Origin of the sequence: Pedobacter nutrimenti (assembly GCF_032678445.1) — a bacterium.
Taxonomy (GTDB): domain Bacteria; phylum Bacteroidota; class Bacteroidia; order Sphingobacteriales; family Sphingobacteriaceae; genus Pedobacter; species Pedobacter nutrimenti_A.
Window position 1 is genome coordinate 458,363 of sequence record NZ_JAVTSQ010000002.1, and the last position, 23,896, is coordinate 482,258.

Below are 23,896 nucleotides of genomic sequence, written 5' to 3' on the forward strand. Positions count from 1 at the left end.
ATTATGAAGATCATATCCTACAACATCAACGGCATCCGCGCTGCAGCCACCAAGAACTTTCTGGACTGGTTAAAAAATGAAGACCCAGACATGGTCTGCCTGCAGGAAGTGAAAGCGCTGCCGGCACAAATCCCCGACATTATCGTCGTTCTGGAACAACTGGGTTACCACAACTACTGGTTCCCCGCAGAAAAAAAAGGATACAGCGGCGTAGCCATCTTCAGTAAAATTAAACCCAATCATGTAGAATACGGATGTGGAGAAGAGTGGATTGATAAAGAAGGGCGCATTTTAAGGGCCGATTTTGATGCTTTTTCATTGATGAGCGTCTATCTGCCATCCGGATCCAGCGGAGAAGACAGGCAAGTTAAAAAGTATGAATTCATGAAGTTTTTCGATACCTATACAGAAACCCTTCGCATCACTTATCCCAACCTGATCATATCTGGTGATTACAACATCTGTCACACCGCAATAGATATCCACAATCCAAAAACCAATGCCAATTCCTCCGGCTTCCTTCCAGAAGAACGCGAGTGGATGGACCTGTTCCTCAACAACGGCTTTATTGATACCTTCCGGCATTTCAATAAAGATCCTCACCATTATACCTGGTGGAGTTTCCGCGCCAACTCCAGAGCAAAGAACCTGGGCTGGCGTATCGATTACCACCTGGCCACAAAACCAATGCTGGACCGTCTGAAACAGGTCAGGATTCTGCCCGACGCCGTCCATTCTGATCATTGTCCGGTCTTGCTGGAACTGAATGCTTAAACCAATAAAAACCCTAAATCATAGCACATGGAAGGACTAAAACTGTATTCCCCTGCCGATATACTGGCACTCACCCGCCAGCGCGAAGGAGAAATCAAATTAGGAGAAAAAGTGCAAGCCATCTCCAGTCTGAACGACCTGGGGCAATCCAATGCCCCATTTGTCCTGCTGGGTATTCCCGAAGATATCGGGGTGCGTGCCAACTACGGTATAGCCGGAACTGCAAGCGCCTGGGACGCCAGTCTGAGGTCTCTGCTTAATGTCCAAAGCAATTCTTTTTTAAACGGAGCAGAGCTTCTCGTCCTGGGTCATTTCGAGTTCAAGGACCCAAAAGAAACCGATCCGGCAACCCTCAGCAAAAAAGTAGAATCGATAGACGATCTGGTCTTCCCCGTGATCCAAAAGATCATTGAAGCCGGAAAAACACCGATCATCATTGGCGGCGGCCACAACAATGCCTACCCCATCATTAAGGGCGTTTCCCTGGCCAAAGGAAAAGAAATAGACGCCGTAAATATCGACGCCCACGCCGACCTGCGTGAAACGAATGGCCGGCACAGCGGAAACGGCTTCAGTTACGCCATCAAAGACAATTACCTAAAGAACTATAGTATTTTTGGGCTCCATGAAAACTACAACAACCATCATGTCCTCCAGCAAATTAAAGAAAATCCACACATCAACTGCATTTATTTCGATGAACTGATCAAAACCAAAGACCGGACCCAGCTGCTCCATAATTTTGTTCAACCCCTGGATTACAACCTCGGCCTGGAAATAGACCTGGACAGTATAGAGAACGTGCTTTCCAGTGCCTCCACCCCCTCAGGTTTTACCCTGAACGACATGAGAAGACTGGTCCTCAGCGGCAAGAAAAAATTCCATTATCTCCACCTCTGCGAAGGTGCAGTAGAGCTCAGTGACGGAAGAAAAGACCCCAACACCGCTAAAACGATCGTTTATCTGATCACCGACTTTATAAAGGCTCAGCTAAACCTGTAAATCCGCTCCGGAGTTATACAAATATCCATACCAACATCAAACGCATTCACGTCGGCAATCTCCTCAACAGGTCCAAAAAGAGAGATGCCGACTTTTTTTGTCTCCAAACCCTCCAGAAAACGGTCATAAAAGCCCTTCCCATAACCTACGCGATAACCCCGGAGATCAAAAGCCAGGAGCGGAATCAGCACCATATCCACCTTCCCCACATAAATCTCCCCATCAACTGGTTCCAATATCCCATAAAAATTCTCTACAAGCCCCTCAGCATCTCTATAAACATAGTTCGTCATCAAAGACGACCCAAAGTCCGCCCGCGGCACAATAACGCGCACAGCAGGATGATTTTCCGCCAGCCAATCTATAAAAAGAAAAGTGTCCGGCTCCGCTTTGCGCTCCATCGGCAAAAAAATATGCACCACCTCTACACTGGAAAAATCCATCAAAGCAAACTGCTCCAGCAAACCCATACTCAGCACCCTTAGGGCCTCCTTCGACAACATCTTCCTTTCCTGAAGCGCCATCTTTCTAATCTCAGATTTCGTCATCAAAACAAAGATAATTATTAAGCCAGCCAACAACAACCCTGCACTCTAAACTCACCCTAAACCTATGGCACCAACCATAACTCCCTCACTGCACCAAATCTCTGCACCAAACGATAACTAACAACTAATCAACACAATATATGCACCAAGCATAACTCCCTCGCTGCATCAACTCAATCTCTGCACCATACCCGGTCCCCCCATCGATTCCCGAACCTCCCTCTTTTTGCGGTTACCCTCTGCACCCAAAAAATTAATTCTGCTCAGAGGAGACCTCAGCTTCGAAGCAGGCCGCGCAGCGCCGCAAAGAAGCGTTAGTCTCCGAGAGCAAATTAATTTTCCCCCAAAAAAAACCGCATAAAAAAAGAAGGCTTCGGGAACCACTCCGAAGCCTCAATCAACCTAAACCTAAAACTAAACTATGAAAATTCTTATTTTACTCTTTCAACGTAATCGCCTGTACGCGTATCAATCTTAACTTTATCGCCCTGATTGATAAACATCGGCACTTTTATTTCTACCCCGGTCTCTACAGTTGCATATTTCAATGCATTTGTAGATGTATCGCCCTTAACAGCAGGCTCCGAGTACGTAATCTCTAATTCAACATGAGAAGGTGTCTGCGCCATAATCGGCTCATCGCTTTCAAACGCAATGATCACATTCATTCCTTCTTTCAAAAACCGAACACTTTTACCAAACAATACCTTTGGTATGTTAAACTGTTCGTAAGTACTGTTATCCATCACCACCAATGCGTCCCCATCTTCATACAAGTACTGGTAATCACTGGTTTCAACGCGGCAAATCTCTACTTCCTCATCCACACGAAATCTGTATTCAACTAGTTTGCCAGATTTCACATTTCTCATTCTTGCCTGATAAAAAGCCCGTAAATTTCCGGGGGTACGATGAAGGAACTCCTCTACCTGTACCAATTCTCCGTTAAACCGAAGGATGTTTCCACTTTTTACTTCTGATGCTTTTGCCATTTTTCTTTGAAATTGTGCCTGTTACCCTGCCCGATTTCGTGCCGCAAAGGTAAAGACTATTTTTTAATTCTACAATAGTAATTTTAAAATTTATTTTTAATGCTGTTTTAGCGCCTGTTCCTCCATATTTCGTGACATTTTCATTATAAAAGCAAATAATACGTTAAGCTGTTTTATAATCCGTTACCTGGATAAAATGCGTGCAGAAAGAATACTCTACTTCTTGATTAGAACATACCACCAGCAATTTATCTGCCGAAAAATCAGAAATCAGCTGATGGTACCAGTCAATTCCCTGCGTATCCAGGTTAGATGTTGGCTCGTCCAACAACAACATTGGCGTATCAGCACAACAAGCCAGCGCAAGTTTGGTCCGCTGCTTCATCCCTGAAGAAAAGTACTTCAAAGGCTTATCCTGAGCCTTTGCCAGCCCCAGGCGCTCCAATAACCTTTCAGCATTCATCCCGGCACTAAATTCTTTAAACTTAAAATGAAAACTGATGGTTTCCTGAAGCGTAAATTCTTCGATCAGGTCTAAATATGGAGCAGCAAAACTGATGCGTTTATAAATCTGCTCCACCGGAATATTTTTAGTCTCACTATAGGCGATCGTACCTTCTGAAGGGGATAAACTCCCTGTAAGTACACTTAACAAAGTTGACTTCCCCGATCCGTTAGGCCCAAGTATCGCGTACTGCTCACCTGCTTTAAACTGATAAGAGAAATTCCGGAAAATCCATTCCTGGTTAAACCGGCGCCCTGCTTTATTTAAGTCAATGATCATTGGCTGAATTAACTGCCAGATCCAAAGCCCTTCATGACCCCGCGGTTCGAATTGCGGATAAAATCAACGATTTCATCGCGGATTTCTGTTGGCTTAAACTCTGCTTCTATCATATCCAGGGCCTTGGTCACATTATTATGTTTCACAAAAAGCACCCGGTAAATCTCCTGGATCTCATTGATCTTCTCTGAAGAAAAACCTCTTCTCCTCAACCCTACAGAATTGATTCCTGCATAAGACAAGGGCTCCCTTGCAGCTTTTACATAGGGAGGAACATCCTTTCTCACCAGTGAACCACCGGTCACAAAAGCATGTGAGCCCACCTTAACAAACTGATGGATGGCCACCAATCCTGCCAGCACCACATAATTACCAATCGTAATATGTCCCGCCAGCGTCGTGCTGTTGGAAAAAATACAATGGTCCCCAACTTCACAGTCATGGGCAATGTGAGAATAAGCCTGGATCAGGCAATTGCTTCCAATCACCGTTTTCCATTTATCTTTTGTTCCCCGGTTAATGGTTACGCATTCCCTGATCGTCGTATTGTCTCCGATTTCAGCCGTTGTTACCTCGCCCGCAAATTTAAGATCCTGCGGAACACCGGAGATCACCGATCCCGGAAAAACACGACAGTTCTTACCAATACGCGCCCCGTCCATGATCACCACATTTGATCCGATCCAGGTACCCTCACCGATCACCACATCTTTATGGATCACCGCAAAGGGTTCTATAACAACATTATCTGCTATTTTTGCTTGTGGATGTATATATGCTAGAGGTTGGATCATGCCGTTTTATCGCTATCTTTAACTTTAACAATCTGCGCCATCATTTCGGCTTCAACTACAACTTTCTCGCCAACCATACCCACGCCTTTCATCTGTGCAATTCCCCTTCTGATCGGTTCCATTAAATCACATCTGAAAACAATGGTATCTCCGGGAGAAACCTGCGCCCTAAAACGCACATTGTCAATTTTCAGGAACAAGGTAAGATAATTTCTTGGATCCGGCACTGTACTTAAAACCAATATCCCCCCGGTCTGTGCCATCGCTTCGATCTGAATCACCCCTGGAAATACCGGAGCACCAGGAAAATGCCCTTTAAAGAGCTCTTCATTCATCGTCACATTCTTTACGCCCACCACATAAGTTTTGGTCAGTTCCAGAATTTTGTCGATAAACAGGAAGGGTTGCCTGTGCGGTAAAATGTCCATGATCTGCACCACGTCATATAAAGGCTTTACAGACGGGTCGTACACATGCTGTACTTTTTTGTTTTTTTCTTTTTTGATGGCCGCTTTGATTTTTTTTGCAAAAGCAACATTAGCCGCATGACCCGGCCTGGCCGCCATAATATGGCCTTTTAAATGCACTCCAACCAGGGCAAGATCACCGATCATATCCAATAACTTGTGTCTGGCCGGTTCATTCTGATGTCTAAGCTCCATGTTGTTCAGAATACCCTGAGGCGCTACATCAATCGCATTTCTGTTAAATATCTTTGCCAGGTGATCCAATTCATCCCTGGTCACTTCCTTATCTACGATCACAATTGCATTGTTCAAATCCCCACCCTTGATCAGGTTGTTCTGCAACTGATATTCCAGTTCATGGAGAAAACAAAAGGTCCTGCAGGAAGCGATTTCTTTTTTAAACTCTGCAATACTGGAAATACCCGCATGCTGACTGCCCAAAACAGGAGAATTATAATCAATCATACAAGTAAACCTGTAGTCGTCCAGTGGCATAGCCACAATTTCCACTTTCCGGTCTGCCTCTGTATAAGTAATGTTATGCGGGATCTGGAAATATTCCCGGTCTACGTCCTGAAGAACCACACCTGCCAACTCCAGCGCATCCAGAAACTGGATTGCACTACCATCCATAATCGGCGTTTCAGGACCATCCAGTTTCATCAACACATTATCCAGGTCCATTCCGACCAAAGAAGCCATCACATGCTCTACAGTACTTACGCTCGCTCCATTTTGCGATATGGTCGTTCCCCTGGCCGTATCCGTCACATTATCACAATCCGCGTCAACGATCGGCTGACCCGGAAGATCTATTCTTTGAAATTTAAACCCGTGGTTTTCCGGAGCAGGACAAAAAGTTAAAGTAACATTTGCACCGGTATGCAGGCCCACGCCTTTTACCGAAACCTCGTTCTTAATGGTTTTTTGTTTAACGTTCATTATTTTCCTGGTATTGTAGTACTACTTTGTTCTATTAGTAAGGTGAGTTTTTTAATCTTGGCTTCCAGTTCAGCAATCCTTAGTTCAACTGTTGGCAACTGTTTGAAGATAACCGAGGCCCTCATCCAGTTCCTTAATGGCTGGGCCGGGCTGCCATGCCATTGTTTATTTTCTTCTGTGATATTGAAATTAATTCCAGCCTGTGCGCCAATCTGGGTTCCTTTAGCCAAGGATAAATGACCTGCGATACCGACCTGGCCACCAACCACAGAATTTCCACCAAGCTTCGTGCTTCCGGAAATGCCCGATTGGGCAGCAACAACCGTATGTTCACCAACGTCCACATTGTGAGCAATCTGGATCAGATTATCCAGCTTAACCCCTTTTCTGATGAAAGTAGATCCCATTGTTGCCCGGTCTATAGCCGTATTGGCCCCAATTTCTACATCATCTTCTATGATCACATTGCCAATCTGGGCAATTTTAGTATATGTTCCATCGGCCTGTGGTGCAAAACCAAAGCCATCACTTCCGATTACGGTATTGGAATGAATAATAATTCTGTCTCCCAGTACAGAACGGTTGTATATTTTCACACCTGGATGCAGCACACAATGCGCACCGATCCGGCTTTCCTCTCCGATAAACACCTGGGGGGCAATTTTTGTATCATCACCAATCACTACATTTTCAGCGATATAGCTGAAAGCCCCTATAAAAACATTCTTACCGATCTTTGCTGTAGGATGTACAAAACTGGGCTCTTCTATACCAGACTTATCCGCACTCTGGTTCATGATTTCATTATACTTGTCCAGTAGTACAGAAAATGCACTATAAGGATCTTTAACCTTTATTAAGGTGCAGGTAAAGTCCTGGGCAGGTGTAAAATCCTGACCAACAATGACCACAGAAGCCTCTGTCTGATATAAATAATTTTCGTATTTAGGATTGGATAAAAAGCACAAAGACCCTGCCTTACCATCCTCTATCTTAGAAAGCTCAGCCACCTGAACATTTTCATCCCCCTCAATAGTCCCACTTAATAGTTCGCTTATCTGCTTGGCAGTAAATTGCATTTTACAAAGGTATATGTTAAATTGATATGAACAAATAAACCCATATAGGTTATCTTATTTTTAATATTGATTAGAAAAAAAACTAAAAACGGAATAAAATTTGAATTCTAATGTTAAAAAATGCTAAATAATGCGGGGATAGCAAAGGATATGCTTTTTAACCGTCTTGTCCAGCGACTCTAAATTAGATAAATCAGATGCCTTTGCGATATCAATCCGCACATTATTTTTCAGAAGAATATTGATATTGCTATTTCCGGCATTATAAGCCCGGTTCCAGATTTCGTCCGTAAAAACAAAATAACGGGCTTCCTCTTCTGAAATCCCCAGTACCGCAGCCGCATTTTCCTTTAACAACTGCAGCCTGGACCGCTCAGGGGCGTCATTACTGATCTCAGTCTTATATAAACTCCTGGTGGTCAGCATTCCGCAAAGCCTGGATAAAATTTTATCCTGGTGATTTTCCCAAACCTTCACCGAAGCAAAAATATCCTGGTCATCCAGTTTCAAAAATTGCTGCAGGTGCCGCTCTTCTGTGAAAAAATCCTGTTCTGAAACCCCGCCCTGTAAAAAATGCTGTAAAGCTGGTGTCGCGAAAAGAGTTTCTCCGCCTGAAGCCAGCTCTTTTGCTCTTTCCAGAATCTTGACCAGCAGCTGTTCTCCCGCAATCACTGTTTTGTGCAAATACACCTGCCAGTACATCAGCCGTCGGGCAATCAGAAAATTCTCTATAGAATAAATCCCTTTTTCTTCAATCACCAGTTCTCCATCCGCAATATTGAACATTTTGATGATCCGGTCAAAACTGATTACCCCCTCACTTACCCCTGTAAAAAAACTATCCCTGTTCAGATAGTCCATCCGGTCCAGGTCAAGCTGACTTGAAATCAATTGATGAAGAAATTTTTTAGGACAGTTTCCTTTAAAAATATCAATTGCCCTTGTCAACCTGCCGTCAAATTCCAGGTTCAGTTTTTCCATGATCAGCATAGAAATATCCTCATGGTGAATCCCGTTCACCAGCGTATGCTCCAGGGCATGTGAAAACGGCCCATGACCTATATCGTGCAGCAGAATCGCAATGGTTGCTGCCTCCTCCTCTTCCTTACTGATCTCATGGCCCTTACCTCTAAGCACCTCTATGGCAAGGCTCATCAGGTGCATGGCCCCCAAAGCATGATGAAACCGCGTATGTAAAGCGCCCGGATAGACAAGATGGGTCATTCCCAACTGTTTAATATACCTCAGTCTTTGAAACCAGGGATGAGCGATCAGATCAAAAATCAGAGCAGAGGGGATATTGATAAACCCATATACCGGGTCATTAATTATTTTCTTTTTATTCAATCTGTTATAAATAAATTATACGGTACAAAAATTGCTATTTTTATTCACAAATAAGAAAGCACGCATGCTTTTCAAAAATTAAATTTACATTATATACATACAATAATGCAGGAAACCAAGATTCTATGGGCCGATGATGAGATCAACTTATTAAAACCACATATATTACTCTTAAACGAGAAAGGCTATCACGTGACCACTTTTACCAACGGTAATGATGCCCTTGAAGCCTTCAGTAAAGAACATTTTGACCTTGTTTTCCTGGACGAGAACATGCCTGGAATGAGCGGCCTGGAGACCCTCTCCGCCATCAAAAACCTAAAGAACGATGTCCCTGTTGTCCTCATTACCAAAAGTGAAGAAGAAAACCTGATGGAAGATGCCATTGGATCTAAAATAGACGATTACCTGATCAAGCCGGTGAATCCAAAACAGGTCTTGCTGACCATTAAAAAGATCATCGACAACAAGCGTCTGATCAGCGAAAAAACCTCTATGGCTTATCAGCAGGACTTCCGTCGCCTGGGCATGACCCTCAACGACAAGCTGAGCTATGAAGAATGGGTAGATGTTTATAAAAAACTCGTGTTCTGGGAGCTTGAACTGGAGAAACTGGATGATCCTCAAATGCATGAAATTTTAACCATGCAGAAATCTGAGGCCAATATGCAATTCTCCAAGTTCATTGAAGACCATTATCTGGGTTGGGTGAATGGAAAAGGCACTGCTCCGCTACTGTCCAATGAATTGCTGAAAAAGAAAGTTTTCCCGCTCATTAATTCCACCACCCCGGTCTTCTTTATCCTCATCGATAACCTGAGATACGACCAGTGGAAGATCATCAATCCCCTGATCACTGAATATTTCCGGCTGGAAGAAGAAGACACCTATTCCAGCATCCTTCCAACAGCAACCCAATATGCCAGAAATGCCATATTCTCTGGTCTGATGCCTCTGGAAATGGAAAAACGCTTCCCTACACTCTGGCAAAATGACGATGATGAAGGTGGAAAAAACATGCACGAAGAAGCATTCCTCGCCGACCAGATCAAGAGGGGCCTCCGTAAAGACTGCAAATTCAGCTACCATAAAATCCTGACCTATGACGATGGAAAAGCGCTCAATGAACAGTTCAACAAACTCATGCAAAATGAGTTCAATGCCATTGTCTACAACTTTGTAGACATGCTCTCCCATGCACGCACCGACATGCAGATGATCCGGGAGCTGGCCAACGACGACGCAGCCTACCGTTCGCTTACCCTATCCTGGTTTGAACACTCTCCTCTGCTCGACCTGATCAAAAAACTGGCCCGTAAAAAAGTAAAGCTGGTGATCACCACCGACCACGGTACCATCCGGGTAAAACACCCAAGCAAAGTAATCGGTGACCGGAATACCAATACCAATTTGCGTTATAAACAAGGCAGAAACCTCAATTTTAATGCAAAAGAAGTTTTTCTGATCAAAAATCCGCATGAAGCGCAATTACCTAAAATCAATATCAGTTCCAATTATATCTTTGCAAAAGAAGACCGGTACTTTGTTTACCAGAATAATTACAACCAGTTTGTCAACTATTACAATGAAACCTTCCAGCACGGCGGGATTTCACTAGAAGAGATGATCATCCCAGTTGCAACCTATAGTTCACGTTAGTTTAGATCACAATGAACCTAGAAATTAACGGCCTCCAGGATTTAGCGGAGGCCGCTCAGGCACTTTTAATATTTGCAGATGAAGAAAAGATCTTCATTTTTGAAGGAGAAATGGCCGCCGGAAAAACCACCTTTATCAAAGAGATCTGCCACCAGCTGGGCGTCTCCGATGTGGTTTCCAGTCCAACTTTCTCTATTGTCAATGAATATGAATCGGCAGAAGGACAGCCCGTCTACCATTTCGACTTTTACCGCATCAAAAACCTGAGGGAGGCTTATGACATCGGTTATGAAGACTACTTTTACTCCGGCAATACCTGCTTAATCGAATGGCCGGAAAAGATTGAAGAAATTCTTCCCGAACACTATGTTAAAATCCGGATCGGCATTCTGGATGAAGACAAAAGAACCTTCAGTTTTATTAAAATTTAAAAAGCTAATTTGCTCCCTTTAAGGTTATTATTATTAATTTTAGGCAGATAAATCATTAAAATGGCTACAGGATTAAGAGAAGGAATGGCCTCTATTGCTCAAAAAGGATTACTTCAACCCAAAGAGACACTAGCAGAAACCGGAAAAAAAAGCAACAGCCTCTACATCGGCCTGCCAAAAGAAATTTCCTTTCAGGAAAATAGGATCGCACTCACCCCCCTTTCCGTTGCGCTTTTGGTCAACAATGGCCATAAAGTAGTTTTAGAAAGCGGGGCCGGCACCGGGGCCAACTTTTCCGACCGGGACTACAGCGAACAAGGCGCCATCATTACCTACAATAAAAAAGAGGTATTTGATGCAGACATTATTGTAAAAATAGCCCCGCCCACTCCTGAAGAAATAGCCATCATGCACAAGGGACAAACCCTTATTTCAGCCCTTCAGATGGGTAACCTGGACGAAGCTTACCTCAAAGCCCTGCTGGCCAAGAAGATCAACGCCCTCTGCTTTGAACATCTCCGCGATGAAGGAAATGTCCTGAGCGTAGTCAGGGCTATGAGTGAAATCGTAGGTGCTACAACCGTATTTATTGCAGCAGAATATCTGAGCAGTGTAACCGGTGGAAAAGGATTGATGCTGGGTGGTTTTACTGGCGTCCCTCCTACAGAAGTGGTGATCCTTGGTGCAGGTACCGTAGGCGAATACGCCGCCCGTACTGCGCTTTCCCTAGGTGCCGAAGTCAAAGTGTTCGACAGCTCCATTTATCGCCTTAGACGCCTCCAAAACAACCTTGGTAGCCGGGTATTTACCTCTGTGATGCAGCCTATCGTTCTCGGCAAAGCCATTACCACCTGCGATGTTGTGATCGGTGCCATCCGCGCCAAACATGGTCGAAGTCCTTGCATTGTGATGGATGAAACGGTGAGCCGGATGAAACCCAATTCGGTTGTCATCGATGTCAGCATTGATCAAGGCGGATGTTTTGAGACTTCGCAAGTCACCAACCATAAAGATCCCGTATTCAGAAAGTATGATGTGATCCATTATTGCGTGCCTAATATTGCCTCCAGGGTACCCAGAACCGCATCTTATGCCCTCACGAATATCTTTACGCCTATCCTGGTCGATATCGGCGATATGGGCGGCCTAATGAATGTGGTCTGGAGCAAAGCCGGAATCCGGGAAGCTTTATACACCTACCAGGGCCACCTCACCAGTAAAGACCTTGCCAATATGTTCAACTTGCCTTTTAAAGACATCGAGCTGCTGGTCGTTTCCAACCAGTAAAATATGAAAATAAGCCTTTTCCTCTTTTTATTGCTTTTCAGTGGTGGTCTCCTTTTTGCTCAAAACAAAGTCCCGGCCCCTTTGAAAGTGGTCAGTTCCTTTTCGGTATATAAAAATGCCTGCCGGCAGAACCCGGACAAGCAGCTTGTCGAATTGAAAAAAGCCATTCCCGACCTGCAACTGGACATCCGATACGCCACCAGGAACAATTTCATGAAGCAGGTCATGTACCCACAGGCCAGGGCATTTGCCAGAAAGCCCGTGGTCCTGCAGCTTCAAAAAGTACAGGAAGAGCTCCGCAAAAAGGGCCTCGGACTTCGGATTTACGATGCTTACCGTCCTTATGCAATTACAGTCGCCTTTTATCAAAAAGCCTCAGACAAGCATTTTGTGGCCAACCCTGCAAAAGGATCCAAACACAACCGGGGCTGTGCCATAGACCTAAGCCTGATCAATTTAAAGACCGGTAAAGAACTGCCTATGCCCACGCCATACGACAGCTTCGCCCCGCAAGCAGCTGCGGACTATGCACAACTACCTGTATCCGTAATCCGCAACCGTAACCTCCTGATCCGCACCATGCAGGCACATGGTTTCAGGGTCCTTAAAAATGAATGGTGGCATTATGACTTTGTGGGTTGGCAAAATTATGAACTGCTGGATATCCCCTTCAAAGATCTCTAAACCAATTTCTTTACTTTATACCCATATTGCAGGTATAACAAAGCCAATAGCGTAACCCCCGAACAACAGTAAAAAATAACCGGGATCATAGAAATATCACTGATGAAGAGCCAGCCGGCCAGTAAAGCGCCAAATCCAATCCCCGCTTCGAGGGCAATATACATGGTGGCCATTGCTTTTCCCCGGTGTTCAGGATCACTAAGGTCTACCGTCCAGGCCGTTGCTGTTGGCGAAAGCATACCTGTAGCTATCCCATATAAAGCAGAAGCAGCCATTAAAGAAAAAGAACTTGCCGCAAACCCCACCCAGAGCATGGCGACCGCCAGCAAAGCCAGTGAAATCTTCAAAATCACGATTCTTCCATACTGGTCAGAAGCCTTTCCAGCAACAAAACGGATCAGCAAAGAAGTGATGGTAAAGACCATAAAAAACAAACCTTTATTGCTCGTCCCCAAATGACCGCTCCAATCTGAAATCACGGTAAGAATAGCCCCGTAGCTGATGTAACTCATAAAAATAATGACCGTTGCGGGAATCACACGCCACTCAATAATATCCTTACGGCTGATTTTCAGCAGGCTAAACTTAAACTTCTGTTGATCCGGAAGTGTTTCTTTCATATTGGCCAGGATCACGATAGACATTAAAGCAAATAAAGACGACGAATAAAACAGAACATCTATAGAAAAATGGTCGGTGATCAAACTCCCTATTGCTGGCCCTATGGCCAGCCCTGTACTGAAGCAAACCCCATGCACCCCCATAGCCTCGCCCCAACGGTGAACAGGAACCAAATCAGCCACATAAGCTGCTGTTGCAGTAGGCTTAAAACCTGTCGAAAATCCATGAACCAATCTTAACAACAGGAAACCCGCTACTGTAGTAAGTACCGGATAAAGAAAGCCGCAAACAAAACAAACCATGGATCCAACCGCCATCACTGGCACCCGACCTATGGTATCTGTCAGCTTACCGCTAAAAGGCCTGGAAAACCCCGCAGTAAGGGTAAACAAGGCAATGATCAGCCCCTTATAATGCGCCCCTCCCATTGCCGTCAGATAAGCCGGCAATTCCGGAATCAGCATATTAAAACTGGCCGAAAAAAGAAAAGAACTCAGGCAAACCAGGGCAAACTGCAGGGTATAAATCGATTCAGAACTTTTTTGCATGGGCTTTAAAACAGGATTGGAAAAGAAAAGCCCAAAGTTAGCGCAATTTAAGTGCGGCCCGCCAGAATATTTAAAAGATTATCCAAATCACTTTTATGGTGCCAGCTGCAGAGCACAATGCGATTCAATACTTCACCAAACCGATCCGGATAGGCAAAAGAAGAGATCAGAACATCATGTTCCATCAGCCGCTGTGCCAGATTTTTATCTGCACTCAGATACACCGGAAAACCTTCCAGGCAAGCAAAATCAGATTTCAAAGCCCCCAGGCCAGCCTCAAAATACCTGCAAAGTTCGAGGAGCCGATCCAATTCCACTTTGTAAATCCCCTCTGACTGCATAAAAGCAAATAACCCTGCTGCAGATGGTGGCGAAGCCCCAAGAAAAGTTTCTGTATTTTTCAACTCCCTGATCAGCGTTTCGGGCCCCAAGACCAGGCCTGCATCTACCCCAAGAGCTTTGGCCATAGAAGCCACCACAATCCCTTTAACCTGCTCTAGCCCGGGCAACGCCGGATAACTACCCCTGCCGCCGTTCAAGACCCCAATCCCATGTGAATCATCTGCAATCAGGATCAACTCCTTCTCTGGTCCTACCCCCTCCAGAAAAGAAAAATCATACCTTTCGGGGAACAGGTTGTTCATCGAATTGCTCACCACCACCCATCGTTTCTGTGGGCTTCTATTGATCCTATTCACCAACTCCAGACCCCAGTGCTCAAAAGATCCACCCTCATCCGGCTTTCCCTCCAACCATAAAGCCGGATGTGTACCAGGTGCATATTCCAGTTGCCCCCAGCCTGCAAAATGCCTGACCGTCATCTGTGCGGCAAGGAAACCACTTGAAGTCACCAGTGCACTTTCTGCACCAAACCTCAGCGCTGCAACCCCCTCTGCATCCTGATAAATCCCCAGCTGCACATTATTGCTGCGGCTCGTTCCGTTATTGATGCCAAAATGATGCAGCCCTTGCAGGTAATGGTCTAAAAATTCCGGCTGCCCGGGTATGCCCAGGTAAGCCGTTCCTCCAAAATAAAGGACAGATCTTTCACCCGCAGAAATTGATCTTCCTAAAGGCCCCTTAACGGCACTAAAGTCAAAAGTTTTCATGAATATACATTATCATTTTAACCATCTCCTTTCTTACCTGAGCAACAGGCTGCACAAAATTATTGTTCATAAAACTGAAAATATAGATTTTACCTCTGCGGGTCACCACATAGCCGCTCTGATTGTGAACACCAGATAAAGTTCCGGTTTTTGCAAATACAAAGGGCCGGTCTGTGGCCGGGTAAGCCCGTTTTAAAGTTCCGCTTTTTCCACCAGCAGGTAACATCGCAAACAATTTTTTCTGGTCGTTTACCCGTTTATAGATCAGTTCCAGCACACGTACCATGTCTGCAGGGGTAAATAAATTATAACGGGAAAGCCCCGAACCATCTACCCATACCGGTTTATCCGGCAGTGAAGTCAAAAGTTTCTGTTCTGTTGCGGCTATCGTCTCTGCAGTCCCCAATGTTGCAGACACCTGATTTGAACAAAGCAACAGCAATTGCTCTGCGATAAAATTATCACTGGGCAACAGCATCTGTTTTAAAACTGAATCCCTGGGCAAGTCGTATAAAGTCCTGGCACTATCTGGCATTTTTAACGAAATCCCCTCCACTGCCCGGTGTAAGGTATCCGAAAGCAAGGCGAGCGTCAATGCTGTACTTGTTTTAAAAGGGAGGAGTTGCGTTTTAAAAGTTAATTTTCCTGAAGGCACATGAAAACGATTGCTTAAAAGCTCTCTTTTTATATAACCCTGTGGGCGATCAGAAAGACTGTCTCTTAGAAAAGCCTGCCGAAATGCCCCAGGTAAAATTTTCATCCCACCCTCGATCTGCACCTCCACCAAATTGCCGTAGAGAGGCAGCTCTGTGATCTCTGCCTGGAAATCCTCATTATAGTCATCCCAGGCCCAGCCCGCCCCATATATCTCCCCGGTATAACGACCTGGAGAATAAAAAAGCTTTCCAGTATGCTTCCGAAGAAATCCCAATGCCTTATTTCCCTGCAGCTCCCGATGCAGAAAGGAAGGATCCCCTGTTCCCCAAAAGATCAGAGAGTCTCCTTTTTCTATATATCTTAATGCTGGAATGGTATCTGGCAATGCCATCAGCGCTGCATAAAAAGTATATAATTTGGTATTGGATGCCGGAACAAAATACTGATGGCTATTCTGCCCATAAATCACCTTTCCCTTATCCAGATCAAACAGCTCAAAACCAACTGGATACTGATGAAGAAGTTCAGATTCCTGAAAGGCCTTCTTTACCTTACCTGCTATATCCCTATCCAGAGAACAACCCGCAAAAACACAGCAAAAGAAAAACAGAAAAAATGAGGTAACAGCAAATTTCGGTTTAAACCACATAATATGAATTATGTTATAGGAATCTATGCCTAAATTATTAAATTAGTTTATGAAATCCATTTTACGGTTAATAAAAATATTTTCTGCAAGAATCATATTACTATTATCTGTCATTTGCCTGTTTCTTCAAAGTCCGCTTCGAGCCCAGACCTTCACTTTTGATGGAGACCGCGAAAAAGACGTCATGGACTTCCAACTGATCAAAAACCTTATTGTCATTCCACTGTATATCAATGGAAAAGGCCCTTATAATTTTGTACTCGATACCGGCGTCAGCCCGATGATCATCTCAGATCCTACCATTATAGACAGCCTGAGTCTCGGCCCGCTCCGAGTAACTAAATTATCCGGCCTTGGGGCCGGCAACGACGTAGAGGCTTACTTAACCGATCAGATATACGTCAGAATTGGTCATTCTACCATCAGTAATATCCCCACGGCCATCTTGAAAGAGGACCTGTTTAACCTGTCCAGCTATCTGGGCACCCGTATTTACGGACTGATCGGCTATTATTTTTTCAACAGCTTCGTCGTCAAAATTAAATACCCTGCCAAACGCCTGTTTTTTTCACTCCCTGAAACCCGCGTAAAAAAGAAAGGAGAAAGGATCCCTCTGGAAATGATCAGCAATAAACCCTATATCAAAGCCACAGTCAATCCTGCAGGACTGGAGCCTTTTGAAGCTAAACTGATCCTGGATATCGGCGCCAGCCATGCCATCTCAATGGAATCTTACCAGGACAAACCTTTTCCCCTCCCGGCAAAAACCATCAGCGCCAATCTTGGAGTTGGATTTACCGGGCTCATCAGCGGGCATATTGGCCGCATCAGCAGTTTAAAGATCGGTAGTACCGAGTTCAACAATGTGTTATCCTCCTTCCCCGATTATGAAGAAGCTGCAGCCAAAACCATGATTAAAGAGCGCAACGGAAACCTCGGCAGCAATGTGATGAAACACTTTGACATCACCTTTGACTATCCCGATTTCTGCGTCTACCTTAAACCCAACAAATACTATAAAAGAACCTTCGAACACGATATGGCCGGCATGGAAGTCTATATTGAAGAGGGAAAGCCCAGTCACTACCTGGTGGGTCGTATAGAACCGGACTCACCTGCCGAAGAAGCCGATTTTCATGCCCAGGACGAACTGCTTTCCATCAATTTCAAACTCATCCACGAATATAGTCTGGACGATATCGACTTACTCCTTAAATCAGGCAATGGCCGCCGCCTCATCATAGAAATCGGGCGGGGAAAAGAACGGTTGTACAAACTGGTCATTCTCCGAAGAAGAGTTTAAAATTAAAATCGGTTCCGTCGAATAGCCCATTTTAATATCTTTGTTCCCATATGATGAAGACCATTTCAATGCGAATCCTGCTTGGCCTGTGCCTTGCACTAAGCGCCTGCCATACAGATACCTCTACACATACCCAGAAAAAGACCAGCCCTAAAACCCGCCTTTCGTTTCTCCCCTTCAAAGGCATCCGGTACCATGAAGTGAAAAGGAGATTTTCCAACGGCCTATCCTTTGACTCTCTGGGCTTTCAACAGGAACCCAGCTGGATCATTCAGTTTGAATCCAATGACTCTATTCTGGCGTATAGTCCTGAAAAGAAACGGATGCTTGGTTTTCATCTCCTGCATGACCATGGTAATGTCTATAATTTTGCTAAAGAATGGTTCCGGATCAAGAGCATATCCAAAGACAGTGTACTGATGCAGCGGCTGCAAGTGAACAAACGAGAAATTGCCAATGACATCCGCTCAGATGTCAATCTGACCTTTTATGCCGAAAATTACATCAGGAATATACTAAAAACAAATGCAGAAGTTTTACAAAGACCAACTTCAAGAGACACCGCCTTTATACAAAAACGTTCCCAAACAGCCAATGCCCACCCCAACAACCGGGATAGTGTTTTTGCGGCACGGCAACCCGTTCAGCTGATCCCGAAAAGCAAGCTTGTTTCGGTAGAAAGACTCAGCTCCGTAGACGTACTGAACGGAAAAACAGAAGCCTACGATTACCTGTATCCAAGCTATAGAGTGATCATGCACAAAGCCTATAAAGATTTTGGTTACACCTTCACCGTACTGGTTGACGACAAGGGCAAAATGAGCCTCGGCACATTCAGCGGAGAAATACCTGAATACCATGAAGTTCGCAAAAAAGTACTGGAAGGAATCATCTCTGTTTACCTGCAGAATTTATTTACGGTAAAACCCGGAACGACCCTTGGAATAGCCCATGCCAGTGAGGTCACTGTAACCATCAAAGGCATCAAAGACAAACAATAATCTGCTCATTATCTTGAAATTATCAAAAAAAGTCGCTTTAGTAGATTATCTCAAAATAATTACTAACTTGCAGACTTAATTTTTAATAAATAATACAATGCAAGAAGGAACAGTAAAATTTTTTAATGTAACTAAAGGTTTCGGTTTTATCATCCCTGCAAACGGAGATAGCGAAATTTTTGTACATTCAACAGGCCTTATCGACGAAATTCGTGAAAACGATAAAGTTGAGTACGACGTAGAAAGCGGAAAAAAAGGTTTGAATGCGATCAATGTTAAAGTAATCTAGATTATTTATAACCATAATTCGTACGAGCTTCCTGTTCTTCAGGAAGCTTTTTTTATGCGCCTTCGCCCTTTATTTCCCCTTCAGGACTTCAAAAAGCAACTCCGGCTCATTGGTCGTGATCAGGTCAATATGATGTTCCAGCAGCCATTTCATATCCTCTTCCTTATTGACGGTCCAACCGTTCAATGTTAAACCCAGATCATGGGCTTTGGAAAACCATTCCGGATCTTTTTTGTATACACTAAAATGGTAATCTGCTCCAACAAACCCATCCTTCTTCAACTGTACAGCAGAGGCTTCTCCATTTAAATAAGCCACTTTTGCCTTAGGATCCAGCACCAATACCCGCTTCAGCACCTCATAATTAAAACTGATGTATTCCATCCAGGCCTGCATCTTTAATTTTTTCACCATCGCAACTACGGCATCTGTGATTTCCAACATACGCTGTCCCTCCCCCTTCACATCCTTAATTTCGAGGATCATCCGCGTTCCCTGCTGTTTCCGGCCTTCTTTAAGGTATTCTTCTAAGGTCGGTATATCCTCCCCGTTCGACAATTTCTTTTCTCTCAGCTGAACAAAGGTCGAAGTCGTGATCACCAGGCCCTGGTAATCGTCGTCATGGTTGATGACAAGCACCCCATCAGAGGTCATATGCACATCAAATTCTGAACCATAGCATTTCAGATCAATGGCCGCTTTTAAAGAGGCAATTGAATTTTCCGGCAGGTTGTTTTTTTTCCAGGCACCCCGGTGGGCAATGACTTTATTTTGGTTCCATTTCATCTTTTGAGCCTTTACTGCAACAGATAACATACTTAAACACAATAAAATTGACAGGGATAATCTCATCTTAACTATATTTAGCTGCTAAAATAGCAGTTTATTAATTAATTTAGGCCTATGGAGGGTAACTACGGACTTCTTATATCCAAGATCAACGAGTTCAGCAGGAAGTTTTACCTGAACCAGCTCTTGCGGGGCACGCTATACACCGGGGCATTGCTCCTGGCCTTGTATGTAATCCTCTTCCTTTCCGTCTATTACCTCCACCCAGCCGTACTGATCAAAACTCTTTTATTTTTTTCCTTTTGGGGAATTGCTGCTATTGCCATCGTTTATTGGATCTTAAGGCCAATTCTTACTCTGCTGAAACTGAGAAAAACCCAAAGCCTGGAAGAAGCCGCAACGCTTATTGGCCAGCACTTCTTTCATGTAAAAGACAAGCTGCTGAATACGCTTCAGCTGAAAGCACTTGCCGATCAGCACCCCGGCAACAATCAACTCATCCTCGCCGGGATAGACCAAAAGATCCAGGAACTTAAGCCTGTCCCTTTTTCCAGTGCGATACACCTTAGCGATAATAAAAAATACCTGAAATACCTGGTGATTCCCCTGGCTGTTATCCTTTTTATCTCATTTATAGCCCCTTCCATTCTCCGCGAAGGTACCAGCAGTTTTGTCAAATATAACCAGGAAATCCTTCCCGAAGCCCCCTTTAGATTTGTTTTGCTTCAAAAAGAACTTCAGTCCACCCAGGGTGAAGATTACACCCTGAGCCTGAGCCTTCAGGGAGACCTGTTACCACAGGAAGTCTATATGGTGAGTGGTCTGAATACCTATAAACTTGAAAAACAAAACATCAGCCGTTTTCAATACACCTTTAAAAATCTGCAAAAAGACCTGGAATTCCATTTTTCTGCAGGAGGCTTTAATTCCAGAAAGTATACCGTCCTGGTAAAACCAAGACCGTCCCTTATGCAGCTCAGCGCCAGCCTGCATTATCCATCCTACCTGGGTAAAAAAGAAGAAAAAAACACCAATGCCGGCGACCTGATTGTTCCCGAAGGGACTTTCATTTCCTGGACCATCGGTACCGAACATACAGATCATGTTCAATTTAACCTGGACACCAAAACTTTCAGACTACCTGTTTCTGAAAACCAAAGCATCTTCAAGGCACAGCTCAGAAACAGTACGACTTACCAGGTTAGTCCAGAAAACACTCAAAACAGGGGCACTGATGCCATAGGCTATAGCATAACTGTAATTAAAGACCTCTTTCCGGAGATTTCCGTAACGGAAAACCCCGATTCCGCCAGCAATAAGACCCTGTATTTTACGGGTAAGATCTCGGATGACCATGGCTTCAGTGCGCTTACTTTCCATTATCACATCCTCGAAAATGGAAAAATAAAGAAAGCCATTTCCAAAACTATTCCTTTCCAGAAAAATCAGACACAGTCCAGTTTCTTCTATTTCTGGTCTTTAAAAGATGATGCTTTTCAACCCGGACAAACCCTCGAGTATTATTTTGAGGTGGCAGATAATGATGGTGTAAATGGACCTAAGTCGAGCAAATCTGCCATCAAAACACTCTTGGTCCCTACTGCACAGCAAACCGCTGCAAAAACGGATCAGGGTAGCAATGCGCTGAAACAAAAAATGGAAAATGCCATTAAACTTGCCGGCCAGGTGGAAAAGGAAAGCAAGAAACTAGGTGAAACACTACTGGACAAAAAGGAGATTACCCTGGAAGATAAAAAACAGATAGAGCAATTGCTGGACAAGCAAAAACAACTGGACCAATCCGTACAGGAAATCAAAAAACTTAATGCCCAGCAAACTTTTGAAAAAGAAGAAAACAATCTGCTAAAGGATGAACTCCTGAAAAAGCAACAGCAGATTGACGATTTGTTCAATAATGCCCTGGATGAAAAAACGAAAAGCATTTTGGAAAAACTCCAGAATCTGATGAACGAAAGCAACAAGGATAAAACTTCCGGTGAACTTTCTAAAATGCAAATGGACAATAAGTCTTTAAAAAATGAGCTGGACAGAATCCTGGAATTGTACAAACAACTCGAATTTGAGCAAAACCTTCAGAACAAAACCGACCGACTGGAAGAACTGGCCAAAATGCAAGAAACCCTGAGTAAACAGAGTGCACAGAAAAATGCAGACCTTGAGGACCTCAAAAAGAAACAGGCCGATATCTCTAAAGAACTGACCGGACTGAAAAAAGAATTTCAGCAACTGGACGAAAAAAACCAGCAATTGGAAAAACCCAACCCCTTTCAACGTCCGGACAAGGAAATCAACCAAATTGAGTCCTTACAAAAGGCTGCCCAGGATCAACTATCCAAATCCGATCGACCAAATGCATCAAAAAGCCAGGAGAAAGCAGCAGAGGAGCTTAAAAAGCTTTCTCAGAAGCTTAAGGAAGAGCAGCAGGAGGCCTCAGAAACTGAAAATAGTATTAATGCACAGGAACTCAGAAAGTTACTTCAAAATCTACTAAATGCCTCCTTTGAACAGGAAAAAGTGATGCTCCGCCTGAAAAATATGAACAGTACCGATCCGCAGTATACGCTTAACGTTCAAAAGCAGCGGACCATTAAAGACAATATGAAAACCATTGCCGACAGCTTGTTCTCTCTGAGCAAGCGCGTGCCTCAGATTTCAAGTACGGTGAATGAAGAAGTCCAGAAAATTAATTTCAATATGGACAAGAGTCTGGACAAACTCGGAGACCGTCAAACCTATGCCGCCAATGAAAACCAGCAGTATGCCATGACTTCTATTAACAACCTCAGCTTAATGCTAAATGAAGCCCTGGAGCAACTGCAGAAAATGAAGAATTCTTCGGGCAGTGGCAAAGGAAAAAAACAACAGAGCTTGCAGCAATTGCAAAAAATGCAACAACAGCTCAACAACAATATGCAAAAGGCAAGAGAGCAGCTGGAAAAGGCAGGCAACAAAGGAACTGTTCCCAAAGGTGTGATGAGCCAGGAAATTGGAAAAATGGCCCAGCAGCAGCAAATGATCCGCGAAGCACTCGAAAAGATTAACCGGGAGGACAACAAAGATGGAAAAGGAAAATTAGGTAACCTGAACCAAATGATCCAGGATATGAAACAAACCGAAGAAGATCTGGTAAATAAAAGGATTGAACAGGAAACTATACGCAGGCAAAAGGACCTGCTCACCAAAATGCTGGATGCAGAAAAAGCAGAACGGCAGCAGGATGAAGATGCCAAAAGGGAAAGCAAAGCCGGTAAAGACTTTCCTCCGTCTTATCCCAAGATGCTGGAAAAGTTCCGGCTCCGGCAGCGCAACGAACAGGACATTCTCCAAAAACTGCCGCCCGATTTAAATTATTACTATAAAAACAAAATCAGTGATTATTTTAAATTGCTAAATTCGGCCCCATAATCTAACTGGCATGAGTAAAATTGCAATCCATTTCTTTACAGAAGACCTCTCTTATACACTTAAGCATAAAACACTGATCAGGACCTGGCTGCTGGATACCATCCACTCCGAAGACCATCAGCTGGAGGAACTGAATTTTATACTTTGCTCAGACGAGTATTTACTGACCATGAACCAACAATACCTGGATCATGACACCTATACCGACGTCATCACTTTCGATCACTCAGAGATGCTTAAAATGATTGCAGGAGATATATTTATCAGTATAGAACGTATCCAGGAAAATGCAAAGGAATTTAAAGGAACCGTATTCCATGAACTTTGCCGTGTCATGGTCCACGGAACTTTACACCTGTTAGGATATAAAGACAAGTCAAAAAAGGACAAAACGTTGATGACGCAAAAAGAAGATCATTATCTTTCCCTCATTAATTCCAAATAACCTCCCATTCAATTTCCATGCCTTCTATCGCCTGGAATCGTTTCCGGGAAGGAAATTGCTTGTCCCAAAATAAACCCCGCCAGAAGCAATGTGGCATATAATACCCGTCTAAATCCTGATAAGTCTTGATCTGATTTCAGACTTCATTTCCAGGGACATCATATGTCTGCTTTGTTGCTTTGGTGTAAACTGTGGCAGCATACCTCAATACTCCAATGCTATACAAGAGAATTATTGCTTACTTTTGTAATAATTTCTTAACTGACAAA

22 protein-coding genes are annotated in these 23,896 nt (G+C 43.9%); 11 read left to right on the top strand and 11 right to left on the bottom strand.

Annotated features, from left to right (window positions below; all coding sequences use genetic code 11):
• Window positions 1-3 precede the first annotated feature (3 nt).
• Together R2S08_RS04745 and R2S08_RS04750 are read left to right on the top strand one after the other, a co-directional pair.
• The gene (locus R2S08_RS04745) at window positions 4-774 is read left to right on the top strand and encodes an exodeoxyribonuclease III (protein WP_316834058.1); all 771 of its coding nucleotides are present in this window, start codon (window positions 4-6) and stop codon (window positions 772-774) included.
• 27 nt (window positions 775-801) lie between these two features.
• On the top strand, window positions 802-1,776 hold the full coding sequence (locus R2S08_RS04750; protein ID WP_316834059.1) for a formimidoylglutamase: 975 nt from the start codon (window positions 802-804) through the stop codon (window positions 1,774-1,776).
• Here R2S08_RS04750 and R2S08_RS04755 read toward each other — a convergent pair.
• The 7 genes from R2S08_RS04755 to R2S08_RS04785 form a co-directional block, all read right to left on the bottom strand.
• A complete protein-coding gene (locus R2S08_RS04755) occupies window positions 1,761-2,324 on the bottom strand; it encodes a 5-formyltetrahydrofolate cyclo-ligase (protein ID WP_316834060.1) in 564 nt (187 codons plus the stop codon). The genes R2S08_RS04750 and R2S08_RS04755 overlap by 16 nt on opposite strands.
• 431 nt (window positions 2,325-2,755) lie before the next feature.
• A complete protein-coding gene (gene efp, locus R2S08_RS04760; RefSeq protein WP_316834061.1) occupies window positions 2,756-3,316 on the bottom strand; it encodes an elongation factor P in 561 nt (186 codons plus the stop codon).
• A gap of 163 nt (window positions 3,317-3,479) precedes the next feature.
• Window positions 3,480-4,100 (bottom strand): ABC transporter ATP-binding protein, encoded by a 621-nt coding sequence (locus R2S08_RS04765; RefSeq protein ID WP_316834062.1) that lies wholly within the window; start codon window positions 4,098-4,100, stop codon window positions 3,480-3,482.
• An 8-nt stretch (window positions 4,101-4,108) separates the two neighbouring features.
• Window positions 4,109-4,894: an acyl-ACP--UDP-N-acetylglucosamine O-acyltransferase gene (gene lpxA, locus R2S08_RS04770; RefSeq protein WP_316834063.1), complete on the bottom strand. Its 786-nt coding sequence runs from the start codon at window positions 4,892-4,894 to the stop codon at window positions 4,109-4,111.
• Window positions 4,891-6,303, bottom strand: coding sequence for a bifunctional UDP-3-O-[3-hydroxymyristoyl] N-acetylglucosamine deacetylase/3-hydroxyacyl-ACP dehydratase (locus tag R2S08_RS04775; protein WP_108555716.1), 1,413 nt, complete (start codon window positions 6,301-6,303; stop codon window positions 4,891-4,893). The genes lpxA and R2S08_RS04775 overlap by 4 nt, the downstream gene beginning before the upstream one ends.
• Entirely contained in the window at window positions 6,303-7,382 is a 1,080-nt protein-coding gene (lpxD, locus tag R2S08_RS04780) for a UDP-3-O-(3-hydroxymyristoyl)glucosamine N-acyltransferase (protein WP_316834064.1), read from the bottom strand. The genes R2S08_RS04775 and lpxD overlap by 1 nt, the downstream gene beginning before the upstream one ends.
• 123 nt (window positions 7,383-7,505) lie before the next feature.
• Window positions 7,506-8,729, bottom strand: a complete 1,224-nt coding sequence (locus R2S08_RS04785) for an HD domain-containing protein (RefSeq protein WP_316834065.1) — start codon at window positions 8,727-8,729, stop codon at window positions 7,506-7,508.
• A 105-nt stretch (window positions 8,730-8,834) separates the two neighbouring features.
• On the opposite strand from R2S08_RS04785, the gene R2S08_RS04790 reads away from it, so the two are divergent.
• Genes R2S08_RS04790 through R2S08_RS04805 form a run of 4 tightly spaced genes read left to right on the top strand, consistent with a single transcriptional unit; the run spans window position 8,835 to window position 12,790 of the window.
• Entirely contained in the window at window positions 8,835-10,388 is a 1,554-nt protein-coding gene (locus R2S08_RS04790) for a bifunctional response regulator/alkaline phosphatase family protein (RefSeq protein WP_316834066.1), read from the top strand.
• Window positions 10,389-10,399: 11 nt separating this feature from the next.
• The gene (gene tsaE, locus R2S08_RS04795) at window positions 10,400-10,819 is read left to right on the top strand and encodes a tRNA (adenosine(37)-N6)-threonylcarbamoyltransferase complex ATPase subunit type 1 TsaE (RefSeq protein WP_316834067.1); all 420 of its coding nucleotides are present in this window, start codon (window positions 10,400-10,402) and stop codon (window positions 10,817-10,819) included.
• A 60-nt stretch (window positions 10,820-10,879) separates the two neighbouring features.
• Window positions 10,880-12,106, top strand: coding sequence for an alanine dehydrogenase (locus R2S08_RS04800; protein WP_316834068.1), 1,227 nt, complete (start codon window positions 10,880-10,882; stop codon window positions 12,104-12,106).
• A 3-nt stretch (window positions 12,107-12,109) separates the two neighbouring features.
• Window positions 12,110-12,790 carry a M15 family metallopeptidase gene (locus R2S08_RS04805; RefSeq protein WP_316834069.1) on the top strand — a complete coding sequence of 227 codons (681 nt, stop codon included), beginning with the start codon at window positions 12,110-12,112 and terminating at the stop codon, window positions 12,788-12,790.
• Here the strand turns inward: R2S08_RS04805 and R2S08_RS04810 are convergent.
• Genes R2S08_RS04810 through R2S08_RS04820 form a run of 3 tightly spaced genes read right to left on the bottom strand, consistent with a single transcriptional unit; the run spans window position 12,787 to window position 16,374 of the window.
• Complete coding sequence (locus R2S08_RS04810; protein ID WP_316834070.1) at window positions 12,787-13,959, bottom strand: MFS transporter; 1,173 nt, start codon at window positions 13,957-13,959, stop codon at window positions 12,787-12,789. The genes R2S08_RS04805 and R2S08_RS04810 overlap by 4 nt on opposite strands.
• Window positions 13,960-14,006: 47 nt before the next feature.
• Window positions 14,007-15,068 (bottom strand): aminotransferase class I/II-fold pyridoxal phosphate-dependent enzyme, encoded by a 1,062-nt coding sequence (locus R2S08_RS04815; protein ID WP_316834071.1) that lies wholly within the window; start codon window positions 15,066-15,068, stop codon window positions 14,007-14,009.
• Window positions 15,055-16,374, bottom strand: coding sequence for a D-alanyl-D-alanine carboxypeptidase/D-alanyl-D-alanine-endopeptidase (locus R2S08_RS04820; RefSeq protein WP_316834072.1), 1,320 nt, complete (start codon window positions 16,372-16,374; stop codon window positions 15,055-15,057). Before R2S08_RS04820 ends, R2S08_RS04815 begins: the two co-directional genes overlap by 14 nt.
• Window positions 16,375-16,423: 49 nt before the next feature.
• Here R2S08_RS04820 and R2S08_RS04825 point away from each other — a divergent pair, with 49 nt between their 5' ends.
• The 3 genes from R2S08_RS04825 (at window position 16,424) to R2S08_RS04835 (ending at window position 18,967) form a co-directional block, all read left to right on the top strand.
• Window positions 16,424-17,677: an aspartyl protease family protein gene (locus R2S08_RS04825; RefSeq protein ID WP_316834073.1), complete on the top strand. Its 1,254-nt coding sequence runs from the start codon at window positions 16,424-16,426 to the stop codon at window positions 17,675-17,677.
• A gap of 50 nt (window positions 17,678-17,727) precedes the next feature.
• Window positions 17,728-18,678 (top strand): hypothetical protein, encoded by a 951-nt coding sequence (locus R2S08_RS04830; protein ID WP_316834074.1) that lies wholly within the window; start codon window positions 17,728-17,730, stop codon window positions 18,676-18,678.
• 97 nt (window positions 18,679-18,775) lie between these two features.
• Window positions 18,776-18,967: a cold-shock protein gene (locus R2S08_RS04835; protein WP_008241764.1), complete on the top strand. Its 192-nt coding sequence runs from the start codon at window positions 18,776-18,778 to the stop codon at window positions 18,965-18,967.
• A gap of 69 nt (window positions 18,968-19,036) precedes the next feature.
• Here the strand turns inward: R2S08_RS04835 and R2S08_RS04840 are convergent, their stop codons facing one another.
• A complete protein-coding gene (locus tag R2S08_RS04840) occupies window positions 19,037-19,819 on the bottom strand; it encodes a glycerophosphodiester phosphodiesterase (protein WP_316834075.1) in 783 nt (260 codons plus the stop codon).
• A 51-nt stretch (window positions 19,820-19,870) separates the two neighbouring features.
• Between R2S08_RS04840 and R2S08_RS04845 the strand changes: the two genes are divergently transcribed.
• Both R2S08_RS04845 and ybeY read left to right on the top strand, forming a co-directional pair.
• Window positions 19,871-23,182 carry a DUF4175 family protein gene (locus tag R2S08_RS04845; RefSeq protein ID WP_316834076.1) on the top strand — a complete coding sequence of 1,104 codons (3,312 nt, stop codon included), beginning with the start codon at window positions 19,871-19,873 and terminating at the stop codon, window positions 23,180-23,182.
• Between the two features lie 10 nt (window positions 23,183-23,192).
• Complete coding sequence (ybeY, locus tag R2S08_RS04850) at window positions 23,193-23,627, top strand: rRNA maturation RNase YbeY (protein ID WP_316834077.1); 435 nt, start codon at window positions 23,193-23,195, stop codon at window positions 23,625-23,627.
• The last annotated feature ends 269 nt before the right edge of the window (window positions 23,628-23,896 follow it).

Excerpts from the sequence above, each read along its gene's own strand:
- R2S08_RS04745 (WP_316834058.1), top strand. The coding sequence starts at position 4 with ATGAAGATCATATCCTACAACATCAACGGCATCCGCGCTGCAGCCACC.
- R2S08_RS04750 (WP_316834059.1), top strand. The coding sequence starts at position 802 with ATGGAAGGACTAAAACTGTATTCCCCTGCCGATATACTGGCACTCACC.
- R2S08_RS04755 (WP_316834060.1), bottom strand. The coding sequence starts at position 2,324 with ATGACGAAATCTGAGATTAGAAAGATGGCGCTTCAGGAAAGGAAGATG.
- efp (WP_316834061.1), bottom strand. The coding sequence starts at position 3,316 with ATGGCAAAAGCATCAGAAGTAAAAAGTGGAAACATCCTTCGGTTTAAC.
- R2S08_RS04765 (WP_316834062.1), bottom strand. The coding sequence starts at position 4,100 with ATGATCATTGACTTAAATAAAGCAGGGCGCCGGTTTAACCAGGAATGG.
- lpxA (WP_316834063.1), bottom strand. The coding sequence starts at position 4,894 with ATGATCCAACCTCTAGCATATATACATCCACAAGCAAAAATAGCAGAT.
- R2S08_RS04775 (WP_108555716.1), bottom strand. The coding sequence starts at position 6,303 with ATGAACGTTAAACAAAAAACCATTAAGAACGAGGTTTCGGTAAAAGGC.
- lpxD (WP_316834064.1), bottom strand. The coding sequence starts at position 7,382 with ATGCAATTTACTGCCAAGCAGATAAGCGAACTATTAAGTGGGACTATT.
- R2S08_RS04790 (WP_316834066.1), top strand. The coding sequence starts at position 8,835 with ATGCAGGAAACCAAGATTCTATGGGCCGATGATGAGATCAACTTATTA.
- tsaE (WP_316834067.1), top strand. The coding sequence starts at position 10,400 with ATGAACCTAGAAATTAACGGCCTCCAGGATTTAGCGGAGGCCGCTCAG.
- R2S08_RS04800 (WP_316834068.1), top strand. The coding sequence starts at position 10,880 with ATGGCTACAGGATTAAGAGAAGGAATGGCCTCTATTGCTCAAAAAGGA.
- R2S08_RS04805 (WP_316834069.1), top strand. The coding sequence starts at position 12,110 with ATGAAAATAAGCCTTTTCCTCTTTTTATTGCTTTTCAGTGGTGGTCTC.
- R2S08_RS04810 (WP_316834070.1), bottom strand. The coding sequence starts at position 13,959 with ATGCAAAAAAGTTCTGAATCGATTTATACCCTGCAGTTTGCCCTGGTT.
- R2S08_RS04815 (WP_316834071.1), bottom strand. The coding sequence starts at position 15,068 with ATGAAAACTTTTGACTTTAGTGCCGTTAAGGGGCCTTTAGGAAGATCA.
- R2S08_RS04820 (WP_316834072.1), bottom strand. The coding sequence starts at position 16,374 with ATGTGGTTTAAACCGAAATTTGCTGTTACCTCATTTTTTCTGTTTTTC.
- R2S08_RS04825 (WP_316834073.1), top strand. The coding sequence starts at position 16,424 with ATGAAATCCATTTTACGGTTAATAAAAATATTTTCTGCAAGAATCATA.
- R2S08_RS04830 (WP_316834074.1), top strand. The coding sequence starts at position 17,728 with ATGATGAAGACCATTTCAATGCGAATCCTGCTTGGCCTGTGCCTTGCA.
- R2S08_RS04835 (WP_008241764.1), top strand. The coding sequence starts at position 18,776 with ATGCAAGAAGGAACAGTAAAATTTTTTAATGTAACTAAAGGTTTCGGT.
- R2S08_RS04840 (WP_316834075.1), bottom strand. The coding sequence starts at position 19,819 with ATGAGATTATCCCTGTCAATTTTATTGTGTTTAAGTATGTTATCTGTT.
- R2S08_RS04845 (WP_316834076.1), top strand. The coding sequence starts at position 19,871 with ATGGAGGGTAACTACGGACTTCTTATATCCAAGATCAACGAGTTCAGC.
- ybeY (WP_316834077.1), top strand. The coding sequence starts at position 23,193 with ATGAGTAAAATTGCAATCCATTTCTTTACAGAAGACCTCTCTTATACA.